Raw genomic sequence first — 12,558 nt, 5'->3', positions numbered from 1 at the left:
GGACGAGCCTCGCGGCTCGCCGGCCGGGCTTTCGCCGTCTCGGAGTTAGCGTCGCTAACTCCGTGCGGCTTAGCCCATAATCTCCTGCTCGAGCTTCTTCGCCATCTCTTCGATGTTCTCGGGCGGCCAGCCCGGCACTTCCATGCCGAGGCGCAGGCCCATCGACGACAGCACTTCCTTGATCTCGTTGAGCGACTTGCGGCCGAAGTTCGGCGTGCGCAGCATCTCGGCTTCGGTCTTGCCGACCAGATCGCCGATATAGATGATGTTGTCGTTCTTGAGGCAGTTGGCCGAGCGGACCGACAGTTCGAGCTCGTCGACCTTCTTGAGCAGGTAGCGGTTGATCTGCTGCGTGTCGCCCGAAACGCCGGTGTCGGCGGGGGCGGCGGCGAGGCCGATCGGGGCCGAGCGCGTGATCGCCGAATCGTCGAAGTGGACGAACAGCGCGAGCTGGTCCTGCAGGATGCGCGCGGCATAGGCGAGCGCGTCCTCCGGCGTCACCGTGCCGTCGGTCTCGATCGACAACGTCAGCTTGTCGTAGTCGAGCTCCTGCCCGACGCGGGTGTTCTCGACCTTGTACGACACCTGACGCACCGGCGAATATAGCGCATCGACCGGGATCAGGCCGATCGGCGCGTCGGCCGGGCGGTTGGCGACCGCCGCGACATAGCCCTTACCGACGTCCGCGGTCAGTTCCATGTTGAGCGTCGCGCCCTCGTCGAGGTGGCAAATCAGGAGATCGGGATTCATCACCTCGATATCGCCCGACACCGCGATGTCGCCCGCCTTCACGTCGGCCGGACCGGTCGCCGAGAGCTGGAGGCGCTTCGGCCCCTCGCCCTGCATCTTCAGCGCGATCTGCTTCACGTTGAGCACGATGTCGGTGACGTCCTCACGGACACCCGCGAGCGAGCTGAACTCGTGCAGCACGTTCTCGATCTTGATCGAGGTCACCGCCGCGCCCTGCAGGCTCGACAGCAGCACGCGCCGCAGCGCGTTGCCGAGCGTCAGACCGAAGCCACGCTCGAGCGGCTCGGCGACGAAGGTCGCCTTGCTCTTCCCGTCGCCGCTCTTCTTGTCGAGCGCGTTGGGCTTCTTCAGTTCCTGCCAATTCTTTGCATTGACCGACACGGGGGCTTCCCTCTGTTGGGCCGGGGCGGGCTGAACCCCTGGCCGTGGGCGGATGCCGGCGCCGCGCGATCAACCGCGCGCCGGCCAGGCGAAATCAGACGCGGCGACGCTTCGACGGGCGCACGCCGTTGTGCGGGATCGAGGTCACGTCGCGTATCGAGGTGATCTGGAAACCGACCGCCTGCAACGCGCGCAAGGCGCTCTCGCGGCCCGAACCCGGACCCTTGACCTCGACCTCAAGCGTGCGGACGCCGTGCTCGGCGGCCTTGCGGCCCGCATCCTCGGCGGCGACCTGCGCCGCATACGGGGTCGACTTGCGCGAACCCTTGAACCCCATCATCCCGGCGGAGGACCAGCTGATCGCATTGCCCTGGGCATCGGTGATGGTAATCATGGTATTGTTGAAGCTGGCGTTCACATGGGCGACGCCGGCGGTGATGTTCTTGCGTTCACGGCGCCGAATGCGCTGCGGTTCACGTGCCATTTTCGAATTCCTGACCTAAATCCTGAGACGGAAGAAGCGGCAAAGTTGACAAACTTTACACGCTCCGCGCGAGCGAGCGCGGCTTACTTCTTCTTGCCGGCGATCGGCTTGGCCTTGCCCTTGCGGGTGCGCGCATTGGTGTGCGTGCGCTGGCCGCGGACCGGCAGGCCCTTGCGATGGCGGAGCCCACGATAGCAGGCCAGATCCATCAGCCGCTTGATGTTCATCGCGGTCTCACGGCGGAGGTCACCCTCCACGGTGTAGCCGGCGTCGATCGCCTCGCGGATCTGCAGCACTTCCTGATCGGTCAGGTCCTGCACGCGAGTAGCCGGCGCAATGTTCAGCTTCTCGGTGATTTCCTTGGCCTTGGCCGGGCCGATGCCGTGAATGTAGGTCAGCGCGATGATAACGCGCTTGTTGGTCGGGATATTGACACCCGCAATACGTGCCATGAACTAAATTCTCCTAGCTCCACGAGGCCGGCATGGCTGCCACGGACCCCATCTCAACGCGTTGATCCGAAACGCACGACAGCGGCGGACGCAGGCAAGCGCCGCCGGGCAGCCGGAGTATCGGAAGGCCGCTCATCTAGGTATGAGTCGTCACCCTGTCAAGCGCGGGGCGACGGTCAGCCGATATCAACGCGGAGCGTCAATAATTGGTTTCGTCGCTGGCCCGCTGATACCCCGACGTGTCGGCATAATCGGGCGTGGTCGGGGTGGCGTCGGTATCGCGCACGACCTGCACCCCACGCGAGGTATAGTGCGTCGTCTGCGCGGCGATCCTGGCGTAATAGGGATCGAAATCGGCGCTCGCCTGCTCGCCGATCAGCACGCCGCCGGCGACGCTGGCGACTACCGCCAGTCCGATCGTCAGCCAGTGGAATTGCCGGTTGGACATTGCGCCGGTGAAACGACGCGGCGCCCGTCCGGGTTCCGCCGCGCTCAGCCGTCGAGCAGCGTCGCGATCTCGGCCGCAACGGTGTCGATGTCGCCCATCCCGTCGATCCGCGTCAGGATGCCACGCGCGGCGTAGATCGGGATGATCGGCGCGGTCTTGGCGCGATATTCGGCCATCCGCGTCCGCACCGTTTCCTCGTTGTCGTCGGGCCGGCGCTTGAACTCCGTCGATCCGCACACGTCGCAGACGCCGGCTACTTTCGGCTGCTTGAAAGTGTCGTGATACCCCTCGCCGCACTTGGCGCAAGTGTAGCGGCCGACGATGCGCTCGACCAGCGCATCCTCGTCGACGGTCAGTTCGACAACATGATCGAGGCTGCGCCCGCGATCAGCGAGCAGGCCGTCGAGCGCTTCGGCCTGGGCCGCGGTGCGCGGATAACCGTCGAAGATCGCGCCCTCGCCGCTCGTCATCTCGTCCAGGCGTTCGCCGATGATGCCGCTGACCACCGCGTCGGGCACCAGCTCGCCGGCGTCCATGATCGCCTTGGCCTTCTGGCCGACCGGGGTGCCCGCCTTCACCGCCGCCCGTAGCATGTCGCCGGTCGACAGCTGGACCATGCCGCGCGTCGCGACCAGCTTCGCCGCCTGCGTGCCCTTGCCCGCGCCCGGCGGTCCCAGAAGGATGATGTTCACGGCAGTTCTCTCCCCTGTCGTGTCGGCATCCGCATCAGCGGAGGCGTCCACCCTTCAGCTTGGCCTTCTTGATGAGGTCGCCATATTGATGCGCCAGCAGATGCGACTGGATCTGCGTCACCGTGTCCATCGTCACGTTGACCACGATCAGCAGGCTGGTGCCGCCCAGATAGAACGGGATCTGCAACGCCGACACCAGATATTCGGGCACCAGGCAGATAATCGTCAGGTACGCCGCCCCGATCACGGTGATGCGCGTCAGCACGTAATCGAAATAGGTCTCGGTGTTCTTGCCCGGACGAATACCGGGGATGAACCCGCCATAGCGCTTCAGATTGTCCGCCGTCTCCTCGGGATTGAACACCACCGCGGTGTAGAAGAACGAGAAGAAGATGATGCCGGCGCCGTACAGCGTCATGTAGAGCGGCGAGCCGTGCTGGAGGTACTGGTTCAGCGTGATGACCACGTCGCCCCACCAGCTCGTCCCCGACACGTTGTTGCCCGCGAACTGCGTGATCGTCAGCGGCAGCAGCAGCAGCGACGAGGCGAAGATCGGCGGGATCACGCCGGCCGTGTTGATCTTGAGCGGCAGGTGGCTGCGGTCGGACTGCACCCCGCGCTGCGTCTGGCGCTTCGGGTACTGGATCAGGATGCGGCGCTGCGCCCGTTCCATGAAGCAGATGAACAGCACGATCGCGGCGACCGCGACGACGATGCCGATCACCTGCGCCGGGCCGATATTGCCCTGGCCCGAGCGTGCCGAGTTGAGCAGGTTGACGATGTTGGTCGGCATGTTGGCGACGATGCCGGCCATGATGATGAGGCTGATGCCGTTGCCGATGCCGCGGCTGGTGATCTGCTCGCCCAGCCACATCAGGAACATGGTGCCGCCGACCAGGCTGATGACGACGCTCATGCGGAACAGCATGCCGGGATCGACCGCCACCGCCTGCGCCTCGAGCGTGCGCGCGAGGAAATAGGCCTGGATCATCGTCAGCGCGACGGTGCCGTAGCGCGTATACTGGTTGAGCCGCTTGCGCCCGCTCTCCCCTTCCTTCTTGATCGCGGCGAGTTGCGGGCTCAGCGAGGTCGCGAGCTGCACGACGATCGAGGCGGTGATGTACGGCATCACGCCGAGCGCGATCAGGCTGGCACGCTTCAGCGCGCCGCCCGAGAAGTTGTTGAAGAAGTCGAGCACGCCGCCATTGGTGCGGTTCGCCAGCGCGGTCAGCGCGGTCGGATCGACGCCCGGCAGCGGCACGTAGCTCAGCAGGCGGAAGACAATCAGCGCGCCGACGGTGAACCAGATGCGCCGCTTGAGCTCGGTCGCCTGGCCGAATTTGGAAAGGTTGAGCCCGGAGGCGAGACTGTCGGCTGCGGATGCCATGATCGTGGATCGTCCTGAAACAACAACGGCGGAAGTCGCGATCACCCGCGCCCCCGCCGCTCATTTAGTCGCGCTCCGACCGATGTCCAACCTATCGGAGCGTTTTATCCACCGCGGTATCAGCCGCGGTCCAGTCACGGGCGGCCCGGTACCGGACCCCGGCCGAAGCCGGGGTGGGCAACAGGTTACTTCGCGGCGGCCTGCTTCTCGGCCTTGGCGGCCTTGCGCTCGGCGTACTTCACACCCTTCTTAGCGGCCGCCTTCTCGGCGGCCGGAACCACCTCGATGACGTTGACGGTGCCGCCTGCCTTCTCGATCGCCTCGCGCGCGGCCTTCGACACGCCGGCGACGGTGAAGTTCAGCTTGGCCGAGAACTCGCCCTTGGCCAGGACGCGGACGCCATGCTTGCCGCCACGCGCCAGACCGGCGGCCTTCAGCGCGGCATGATCGACGTCGCCCGACAGCTTGCCGGCGTCGACCGCCTTCTGGATCGCGCCCAGGTTCACCTCGGCATGATCCTTGGCGAAGATGTTGTTGAAGCCGCGCTTCGGCAACCGCATGTGGAGCGGCATCTGGCCGCCCTCGAAGCCGGCGATCGAGACGCCTTCACGGCTCTTCTGGCCCTTCTGGCCACGCCCGCCGGTCTTGCCTTTGCCCGAGCCGATGCCGCGTCCGACGCGGATTTTGGATTTGCGGGCGCCCGCATTGTCGCGGAGTTCGTTCAGTTTCATGTCGTGCACTCGCTTTCGCTTTTGCCTGCCCCCGCGAAGGCGGGGGTCGTGCAACTGGGGGACGCGGTTCCCCAAAAATCGTCACTCCCGCGGAAGCGGGAGCCCATCTCCTGCCGTCACACCCAGCTCCACAGTCCGGAAGATGGGTCCCCGCTTTCGCGGGGATGACGCCAGTCTTTTACTCGCCCACCGTCACCATGTGAGCGACCTTCTTAATCATGCCGCGCACCTCGGGGGTGTCCTGCAGCTCGACCGTCCGGTGCATCTTGTTCAGGCCCAGGCCGACGAGCGTCGCGCGCTGATCCTTGGTGCGGCGGATCGGCGAACCCGTCTGGGTGATCTTCACGGTAGCCATGTCAGATTACTCCGCAATCGCCGCGGCGTCGGCTTCCGCGGTCGCGGCATCGGCGCCGTGACCACGACCGAGCAGGTCGGCGATCTTCTTGCCGCGCCGCTGCGCCACCGACTTCGGCGAAGTCTGGTCGCCCAGCGCCTCGAAGGTGGCGCGGATCATGTTGTAGGGGTTCGAGGTGCCGACCGACTTGGTCACCACGTCATGGACGCCCAGGCTCTCGAAGATGGCGCGCATCGGGCCGCCGGCGATGATGCCGGTGCCCTGCGGCGCCGAACGGACGGTCACCTTGCCGGCGCCGAAATGGCCGTTGCCGTCATGATGCAGCGTACGACCTTCCTTCAGCGGCACGCGGACCATCTTCTTCTTGGCCGACGCGGTCGCCTTGGAGATCGCCTCCGGCACTTCGCGCGCCTTGCCGTGGCCGAAGCCGACCCGGCCCTTGCCGTCGCCCACGACGACCAGCGCCGCGAAGCCGAAGCGCTTGCCGCCCTTCACCGTCTTCGAGACGCGGTTGATGTGGACCAGCTTCTCGATCAGTTCCTCGCCGCCGTCCTCGGCGCCGGGACCGCCACGGCCACGACCGTCGCGACCACGACCGCCGTCACGGCCACCGCGATTGCCGCCGGGGCCGCCACGGCCACGACCGCCGCCCGGGCCGCCACGGCCGCGCGGGCCACGATCGCCGCCATCGGGCAGCCCAGAGCCTTGGGCCGTCTGTTCTGTCTGCTCGGCCGGAGCCGGCGCGTTGTTTTCGTCAGCCATTTCTTAGAACTCCAGCCCGGCTTCGCGAGCCGCATCGGCCAGCGCCTTAACGCGACCGTGATAGAGGAAGCCGCCACGGTCGAACACGACCTGCGTCACGCCGGCGGCCTTCGCCGCTTCCGCCACGCGCTTGCCGACCGCCGTGGCCGCCGCGACGTTCGCGGTCGAGCCCTCGTGACCCGCCAGCGTCGAGGCCGATGCGAGCGTCTTGCCCGCCTCGTCGTCGATCACCTGGGCATAGATGTGCTTGCCCGACCGGTGCACCGACAGGCGCGGACGGACGCCGCCACGGGCGCGCAGCGCGGTACGATTGCGGCGGCGCCGCTTCTCGAACAGAGAAAGACCCTTGGTCATTACTTCTTCTTCCCTTCCTTACGGAAGATGTACTCGCCGTCGTACTTGATGCCCTTGCCCTTGTACGGCTCGGGCTTGCGCCAGCGGCGGATCTCGGCGGCGAGCTGGCCGACCTTCTGCTTGTCGGCGCCCGAAATCTCGACCGTGGTCTGATCCGGGGTAGCGACCGTCAGGCCTTCCGGCACGTCGATGTCGACGTCGTGCGAATAGCCGAGCTGCAACTTCAGCTTCTTGCCCTGCGCGTTCGCGCGGTAGCCGACGCCGGTGATGAGCAGCTTCTTCGAGAAGCCCTCGGTCACGCCAGTCACCAGGTTCTGCACCAGGGTGCGCTGCATGCCCCAGAACGCGCGAGCGCGCTTGGTGTCGTTCGCGGGCTGAACCGCGACCGAATCGGCCTGCACATCCCAGGTCACCTCGTTCGCCATCGGCATCGACAGGGTGCCCTTGGGCCCCTTCATGCTGAGGACGCCGTCGGCGACCGTGGCGGTGACACCGTTCGGGATCGCGACCGCTTTCTTACCGATGCGGCTCATCAGAACACCTCCGCCAGCACTTCGCCGCCGACGTTCTGGTCACGTGCTTCGGCATCCGAGAGCACGCCACGCGGCGTCGAGACGATGGTGATGCCCAGGCCGTTCATCACGCGGGGAAGCTCCTGGCTGCCCGAATAGACGCGGCGGCCCGGCTTCGAGACGCGCGCGACGTGCTTGATCGCCGGCTGGCCTTCGAAATATTTGAGTTCGATGCGGATGCCCTTGGCGGGCCCCATCTCTTCCTCGCTATAGCCGCGGATATAGCCCTCGCGCTGGAGCACGTCGAGCACGCGGACGCGCAGCTTCGACGCCGGCGAAAGGACCGAGTCCTTGCGCGCGCGCTGGCCGTTGCGGATGCGGGTGAGCATATCACCCAGGGGATCGGTCACTGCCATCTTCGTGTCCTTACCAGCTCGACTTCGTGACGCCCGGGATCAGGCCCTTGTTGGCCAGTTCGCGGAGCTGCACGCGGCAGAGACGGAACTTGCGGTAGTAAGCGCGGGGACGACCCGTCACTTCGCACCGGTTGCGGATGCGGGTCGGATTGCCGTTGCGCGGCAGCTCCGCCATCTTCAGCCGCGCGATCAGGCGCTCGGTATCGTCGAGCGATTTGTCGTTCGCCTGCGCCTTGAGCTTCGCCAGCTTGGGAGCGGTCTTCGCCACCAGCTTCTTGCGACGCTCGTTCTTGTTCACGGAACTCAGTTTCGCCATGACTTAAGTTCTCTTTCCCTTATGCCGCTTGCTTCTGCTCGCCGTCCGCATCCTGCGGGAACGGGAAGCCGAAAAGCCGGAGAAGCTCGCGAGCCTCGTCGTCGGTCTTCGCGGTGGTGGTGACGATGACGTCCATGCCGCGCACCTTGTCGATGCGGTCATAGTTGATCTCCGGGAACACGAGCTGTTCCTTGAGGCCCATCGCGTAATTGCCGCGACCGTCGAACGATTTCGGGTTCAGCCCGCGAAAGTCGCGAACGCGCGGCAGCGCGATCGTGATGAAGCGGTCGAGGAACTCGTACATGCGCTCGCGACGCAGCGTGACCTTCACGCCGATCGGCATGCCCTCGCGCAGCTTGAACTGTGCGATCGACTTCTTCGCCTTGGTGACGACCGGCTTCTGCCCGGCGATCAGCTCCATTTCGGAAGCGGCCTGCTCGACCTTCTTCTTGTCCTGGGTGGCTTCGCCCACGCCCATGTTCAGCACGATCTTCTCGATCTTCGGAACTTCGAGCGCATTCTTGTAACCGAACTTGTCGGTCATCGCCTTGACGATCTTGTCGTCGTAGATGCCCTTCATGCGGGGCTTGTAAGCATCAGCCATCGATCTTCTTCCCGGTCTTGACCGCGACGCGGACCTTCTTGCCGTCCTGCGTCTCGAAGCGCACGCGGGTCGGCTTGCCGTCGGCGACGTGCGCGACCTTCGAGACGTGCAGCGGCGCTTCCGAGCGATCGAGCCCGCCCTGCGGGTTCGCCTGGCTCGGCTTGACGTGACGCACGTGGACGTTGACGCCCGACACGATCACCTTGCCGTCCTTCGGCATCGCCTTGGTGACTTCGCCGGTACGGCCCTTGTCCTTGCCGGACAGGACGATGACCTGGTCACCCTTCTTGATCTTCTGCGCGGCCATCACAGCACCTCCGGCGCGAGCGAAATGATCTTCATGTGCTTCTTGGCGCGGAGCTCGCGAACGACCGGGCCGAAGATACGAGTGCCAATCGGCTCCTCGTTCTTGTTGACCAGCACCGCGGCGTTGCTGTCGAAGCGGATCACCGAGCCGTCGGGACGGCGGATGTCCTTGGCCGTGCGCACGATCACCGCGCGATGCACGTCGCCCTTCTTCACGCGGCCGCGCGGCTGCGCTTCCTTGACGCTGACGACGATGATGTCGCCGACGCCGGCCGTGCGACGCTTCGAGCCGCCCAGCACCTTGATGCACTGCACCCGCTTCGCGCCGCTATTGTCAGCGACGTCGAGATTGGATTGCATCTGGATCATCGATCCGCTTCCTTCTCTCTTGGCCTACCGGGACAGCCCGGCGGTTCCGTTCCTCTTTTCGTCATCCCCGCGAAAGCGGGGATCTCGAAGCTACTTGGCGTGTCCTTACCGCCGGAAATTCCCACCTGCGCGGGAATGACGGCCTTGAAGGATTACGCGTCGACGTCGACCCGCTCGGGCGTCGCGTGGGTGTTGACCCGCTCGATCACCTTCCAGGTCTTCAGCTTGCTGATCGGCGCGGTCTCTTCGATGCGCACGGTCTCGCCGGCCTTGTATTCGTTGCCCTCGTCATGGGCGTGATACTTCTTCGAGCGGCGGATGATCTTGCCGTAGAGCGGGTGCTTGACCTTGCGCTCCACGTTCACGACCACCGTCTTGTCGCCCTTATCCGAGACGATCTGCCCGGTCAGCACGCGCTTCGGCATGTCTGTCTTCCTTACTTCGCAGCGGCCGCGGCGGCCTTGGCGCGCGCGGACTGCTGGGTCTTGATGCGGGCGATGTCGCGGCGGACCTCGCGGATGCGGCTCGGCTTCTCGAGCTGGCTGGTCGCGGCCTGGAAGCGGAGGTTGAACGCCTCACGCTTCAGGTTGCCCAGGCTCTCGGTCAGCTGGTCGTCGGACTGGCCGACGACATCGAGCTTGCTCGACTTGGTTTCGGGTTTCTTCGCCATCTTACTCGCCTCCGAGGTGCGAGGTGTCGCCGAGGCGCGCCACGACCTTCGTCTTGATCGGCAGCTTCATCGCCGCACGCTCGAACGCTTCCGCCGCGAGCGGGCCGGGCACGCCGTCCAGCTCGAACAGGATGCGGCCGGGCTTGACGCGCGCCGCCCAAAATTCGGGCGAGCCCTTGCCCGAGCCCATGCGGACTTCGGCGGGCTTCGACGAGACCGGCACGTCCGGGAACACGCGGATCCACAAACGCCCCTGGCGCTTGATGTGACGCGTGATCGCGCGGCGGGCCGCCTCGATCTGGCGCGCGGTGATCCGGTCCGGCTCCATCGCTTTCAGCCCGTACGAGCCGAAGTTGAGCGCGGCGCCGCCCTTGGCGTCGCCATGGATCCGGCCCTTGAACGCCTTGCGGAACTTGGTGCGTTTCGGTTGCAGCATCTTCTGATTCCTTAGCGGCGGTCTTCGCGCGCCGGGCGGACGCCGGAGGTCTGAGCCTCCATCATCAGCCGGTCCTGCGCCATCGGGTCGTGACCGAGGATCTCGCCCTTGAAGACCCACACCTTGACGCCGCAGACGCCATAGGCGGTGTGCGCCTGGGCTTCCGCGTAATCGAGGTTGGCGCGCAGCGTGTGCAGCGGCACGCGGCCCTCACGATAGCTTTCCGAGCGCGCGATCTCGGCGCCGCCGAGACGGCCGCCGCAGGCGACGCGGATGCCGTCGGCACCCAGGCGCATCGCCGACTGAACCGCGCGCTTCATGGCGCGGCGGAACGCGATACGGCGCTCGAGCTGGTCGGCGATACCCTGCGCGACGAGCTTGGCGTCGATCTCGGGCTTGCGAATCTCGACGATGTTCAGCGACACGTCGGACGAGGTCATCGAGCCGAGCTTCTTGCGAAGCTTCTCGATGTCGGTGCCCTTCTTGCCGATGATGACGCCGGGACGCGCCGCGTAGATCGACACGCGGCACAGCTTGGCCGGACGCTCGATCACCACCTTCGAGATCGCCGCTTGGGGCAGCGTCTCGAGGATGTACTTGCGGATCTGATCGGATTGCTCTTGTGACCCATTATGCTTCTTCCTGCTCGCGGACGACGATGCGAAGGCGCGAGAACGGCTTCAGGATGCGGGTGGACTTGCCACGGCCGCGAGTCGCGAAGCGCTTCATCGTGATCGACTTGCCGACCGACGCCTCCGACACGACCAGCGCGTCGACGTCGAGGTTGTGGTTGTTTTCCGCATTGGCGATCGCCGAGGCGAGCACCTTGCGCGCGTCCACCGCCATCGCCTTCTTGGAGAAGGCAAGAATGTTCAGCGCGTCGCCGGCCTTGCGGCCACGGATCAGGCCCGCGACCAGGTTCAGCTTCTGCGCCGAGCCACGGATTTGCGTGCCGACCGACAGCGCTTCCTTGTCGCCGACGCGACGGGGTGCCTTGGGCTTGGACATCAGCGCTTACCCTTCTTGTCGGCGGCGTGGCCCGGGAAATACCGGGTCGGCGCGAACTCGCCGAGCTTCATGCCGACCATGTCCTCGTTCACCGACACCGGCACGAACTTGCGGCCGTTGTAGACGTTGAAGGTCAAACCCACGAAATCAGGCAAAATGGTCGAACGACGCGACCAGGTTTTGATCGGGGCGCGAGCGCCACCTTCCTGAGCGGTCTGCGCCTTCTTGAGCAGGCTCAGTTCGACGAACGGGCCCTTCCAGACAGAGCGAGCCATTACTTCTTCCTCGCGTGACGCGAACGGATAATCATCTTGTCCGTCGCCTTGTTGTGACGGGTGCGCGCACCCTTGGTCGGCTTGCCCCACGGGGTGACCGGGTGACGGCCGCCCGAGGTCCGGCCTTCACCACCGCCATGCGGGTGGTCGACCGGGTTCTTCGCGACACCGCGGGTCAGCGGGCGGATGCCCTTCCAGCGGTTGCGGCCGGCCTTGCCGAGGTTGGTGTTCTGGTTGTCGGGGTTCGACACCGCACCGACCGTACCCATGCAGTTCGCGTGGATGTAACGCTGCTCGCCCGAGTTCAGGCGAACGATCACCATCCCGCGATCGCGACCGACGACCTGAACGTAGGTGCCCGCCGACCGCGCGATCTGACCGCCCTTGCCCGGCTTCATCTCGACGTTGTGGACGATCGTGCCGACCGGCATCTGACCGAGCTCCATCGCGTTGCCCGGCTTCACGTCAGTCTTCTTGCCCGCGATCACCTTGTCGCCGACGCCCAAGCGCTGCGGCGCGATGATATAGGCCAGACGATCCTTGCCGTCCTCACCCGCACCATAGTTCACGAGCGCGATGAAGGCGGTGCGGTTGGGATCGTATTCGATCCGCTCGACATTGCCCTCGACGTCCCACAGGCGACGCTTGAAGTCGACGATGCGATACTTCTGCTTGTGGCCGCCGGCGATGCCGCGGCTGGTCACATGACCCTTGTTGTTGCGGCCGCCGGTCTTCTGCTTGCCTTCGGTCAGCGCCTTGACGGGGCGCCCCTTGAACAAGCCCGACCGGTCGATCAGGATCAAGCCGCGGCGCGCCGGGCTCGTCGGATTGTAATGCTTCAAAGCCATCG

The 12,558-nt window shown here is 65.6% G+C and carries 22 protein-coding genes and 1 pseudogene; all 23 read right to left on the bottom strand.

What is annotated here, in order from left to right:
* Positions 1 to 69 precede the first annotated feature (69 nt).
* The 23 genes and pseudogenes from J0I47_RS02045 to rplB all read right to left on the bottom strand — a co-directional run bounded on the left by J0I47_RS02045 (position 70) and on the right by rplB (position 12,556).
* Positions 70 to 1,131 (bottom strand): DNA-directed RNA polymerase subunit alpha, encoded by a 1,062-nt coding sequence (locus J0I47_RS02045; RefSeq protein ID WP_294044773.1) that lies wholly within the window; start codon positions 1,129 to 1,131, stop codon positions 70 to 72.
* 94 nt (positions 1,132 to 1,225) lie between these two features.
* Complete coding sequence (gene rpsK, locus J0I47_RS02040; RefSeq protein ID WP_025495450.1) at positions 1,226 to 1,615, bottom strand: 30S ribosomal protein S11; 390 nt, start codon at positions 1,613 to 1,615, stop codon at positions 1,226 to 1,228.
* 83 nt (positions 1,616 to 1,698) lie between these two features.
* On the bottom strand, positions 1,699 to 2,067 hold the full coding sequence (gene rpsM, locus J0I47_RS02035) for a 30S ribosomal protein S13 (protein ID WP_294044772.1): 369 nt from the start codon (positions 2,065 to 2,067) through the stop codon (positions 1,699 to 1,701).
* A gap of 199 nt (positions 2,068 to 2,266) precedes the next feature.
* Positions 2,267 to 2,515 carry a hypothetical protein gene (locus tag J0I47_RS02030; protein WP_294044771.1) on the bottom strand — a complete coding sequence of 83 codons (249 nt, stop codon included), beginning with the start codon at positions 2,513 to 2,515 and terminating at the stop codon, positions 2,267 to 2,269.
* 44 nt (positions 2,516 to 2,559) lie between these two features.
* Positions 2,560 to 3,207, bottom strand: coding sequence for an adenylate kinase (locus tag J0I47_RS02025; protein WP_294044770.1), 648 nt, complete (start codon positions 3,205 to 3,207; stop codon positions 2,560 to 2,562).
* 34 nt (positions 3,208 to 3,241) lie between these two features.
* Positions 3,242 to 4,594 (bottom strand): preprotein translocase subunit SecY, encoded by a 1,353-nt coding sequence (secY, locus tag J0I47_RS02020; protein WP_294044769.1) that lies wholly within the window; start codon positions 4,592 to 4,594, stop codon positions 3,242 to 3,244.
* A 185-nt stretch (positions 4,595 to 4,779) separates the two neighbouring features.
* Positions 4,780 to 5,325 carry a 50S ribosomal protein L15 gene (gene rplO, locus J0I47_RS02015; RefSeq protein WP_294044768.1) on the bottom strand — a complete coding sequence of 182 codons (546 nt, stop codon included), beginning with the start codon at positions 5,323 to 5,325 and terminating at the stop codon, positions 4,780 to 4,782.
* 178 nt (positions 5,326 to 5,503) lie between these two features.
* A complete protein-coding gene (gene rpmD / locus J0I47_RS02010; RefSeq protein WP_294044767.1) occupies positions 5,504 to 5,680 on the bottom strand; it encodes a 50S ribosomal protein L30 in 177 nt (58 codons plus the stop codon).
* A 6-nt stretch (positions 5,681 to 5,686) separates the two neighbouring features.
* Entirely contained in the window at positions 5,687 to 6,442 is a 756-nt protein-coding gene (gene rpsE, locus J0I47_RS02005) for a 30S ribosomal protein S5 (RefSeq protein WP_294044766.1), read from the bottom strand.
* Between the two features lie 3 nt (positions 6,443 to 6,445).
* On the bottom strand, positions 6,446 to 6,796 hold the full coding sequence (rplR, locus tag J0I47_RS02000; protein ID WP_294044765.1) for a 50S ribosomal protein L18: 351 nt from the start codon (positions 6,794 to 6,796) through the stop codon (positions 6,446 to 6,448).
* Entirely contained in the window at positions 6,796 to 7,329 is a 534-nt protein-coding gene (gene rplF, locus J0I47_RS01995; RefSeq protein WP_294044764.1) for a 50S ribosomal protein L6, read from the bottom strand. Before rplF ends, rplR begins: the two co-directional genes overlap by 1 nt.
* Positions 7,329 to 7,724: a 30S ribosomal protein S8 gene (gene rpsH / locus J0I47_RS01990; RefSeq protein ID WP_146570133.1), complete on the bottom strand. Its 396-nt coding sequence runs from the start codon at positions 7,722 to 7,724 to the stop codon at positions 7,329 to 7,331. The genes rplF and rpsH overlap by 1 nt, the downstream gene beginning before the upstream one ends.
* A 10-nt stretch (positions 7,725 to 7,734) precedes the next feature.
* Positions 7,735 to 8,040 carry a 30S ribosomal protein S14 gene (rpsN, locus tag J0I47_RS01985; protein ID WP_294044763.1) on the bottom strand — a complete coding sequence of 102 codons (306 nt, stop codon included), beginning with the start codon at positions 8,038 to 8,040 and terminating at the stop codon, positions 7,735 to 7,737.
* A 19-nt stretch (positions 8,041 to 8,059) separates the two neighbouring features.
* Complete coding sequence (rplE, locus tag J0I47_RS01980) at positions 8,060 to 8,644, bottom strand: 50S ribosomal protein L5 (RefSeq protein WP_294044762.1); 585 nt, start codon at positions 8,642 to 8,644, stop codon at positions 8,060 to 8,062.
* The gene (gene rplX, locus J0I47_RS01975) at positions 8,637 to 8,951 is read right to left on the bottom strand and encodes a 50S ribosomal protein L24 (RefSeq protein WP_294044761.1); all 315 of its coding nucleotides are present in this window, start codon (positions 8,949 to 8,951) and stop codon (positions 8,637 to 8,639) included. Before rplX ends, rplE begins: the two co-directional genes overlap by 8 nt.
* Entirely contained in the window at positions 8,951 to 9,319 is a 369-nt protein-coding gene (gene rplN / locus J0I47_RS01970; protein ID WP_294044760.1) for a 50S ribosomal protein L14, read from the bottom strand. The genes rplX and rplN overlap by 1 nt, the downstream gene beginning before the upstream one ends.
* A gap of 152 nt (positions 9,320 to 9,471) precedes the next feature.
* The gene (gene rpsQ / locus J0I47_RS01965; protein WP_294044759.1) at positions 9,472 to 9,744 is read right to left on the bottom strand and encodes a 30S ribosomal protein S17; all 273 of its coding nucleotides are present in this window, start codon (positions 9,742 to 9,744) and stop codon (positions 9,472 to 9,474) included.
* An 11-nt stretch (positions 9,745 to 9,755) separates the two neighbouring features.
* Positions 9,756 to 9,989, bottom strand: a complete 234-nt coding sequence (gene rpmC, locus J0I47_RS01960; protein WP_294044758.1) for a 50S ribosomal protein L29 — start codon at positions 9,987 to 9,989, stop codon at positions 9,756 to 9,758.
* 1 nt (position 9,990) lies between these two features.
* The gene (gene rplP / locus J0I47_RS01955) at positions 9,991 to 10,425 is read right to left on the bottom strand and encodes a 50S ribosomal protein L16 (protein WP_294044757.1); all 435 of its coding nucleotides are present in this window, start codon (positions 10,423 to 10,425) and stop codon (positions 9,991 to 9,993) included.
* A gap of 11 nt (positions 10,426 to 10,436) precedes the next feature.
* Positions 10,437 to 11,030: pseudogene (gene rpsC, locus J0I47_RS01950) on the bottom strand (30S ribosomal protein S3); the annotation flags it as partial.
* A 25-nt stretch (positions 11,031 to 11,055) separates the two neighbouring features.
* A complete protein-coding gene (gene rplV, locus J0I47_RS01945; RefSeq protein ID WP_294044756.1) occupies positions 11,056 to 11,433 on the bottom strand; it encodes a 50S ribosomal protein L22 in 378 nt (125 codons plus the stop codon).
* Complete coding sequence (rpsS, locus tag J0I47_RS01940; RefSeq protein ID WP_294044755.1) at positions 11,433 to 11,708, bottom strand: 30S ribosomal protein S19; 276 nt, start codon at positions 11,706 to 11,708, stop codon at positions 11,433 to 11,435. Before rpsS ends, rplV begins: the two co-directional genes overlap by 1 nt.
* Positions 11,708 to 12,556: a 50S ribosomal protein L2 gene (rplB, locus tag J0I47_RS01935; RefSeq protein WP_294044754.1), complete on the bottom strand. Its 849-nt coding sequence runs from the start codon at positions 12,554 to 12,556 to the stop codon at positions 11,708 to 11,710. The genes rpsS and rplB overlap by 1 nt, the downstream gene beginning before the upstream one ends.
* Positions 12,557 to 12,558 lie beyond the last annotated feature (2 nt).

The organism is Sphingomonas sp. (genome assembly GCF_017304635.1).
Lineage (GTDB): Bacteria > Pseudomonadota > Alphaproteobacteria > Sphingomonadales > Sphingomonadaceae > Sphingomonas.
Note: the sequence above shows the minus strand (reverse complement) of the source record. Positions and strands in the feature narration are given on the sequence as shown.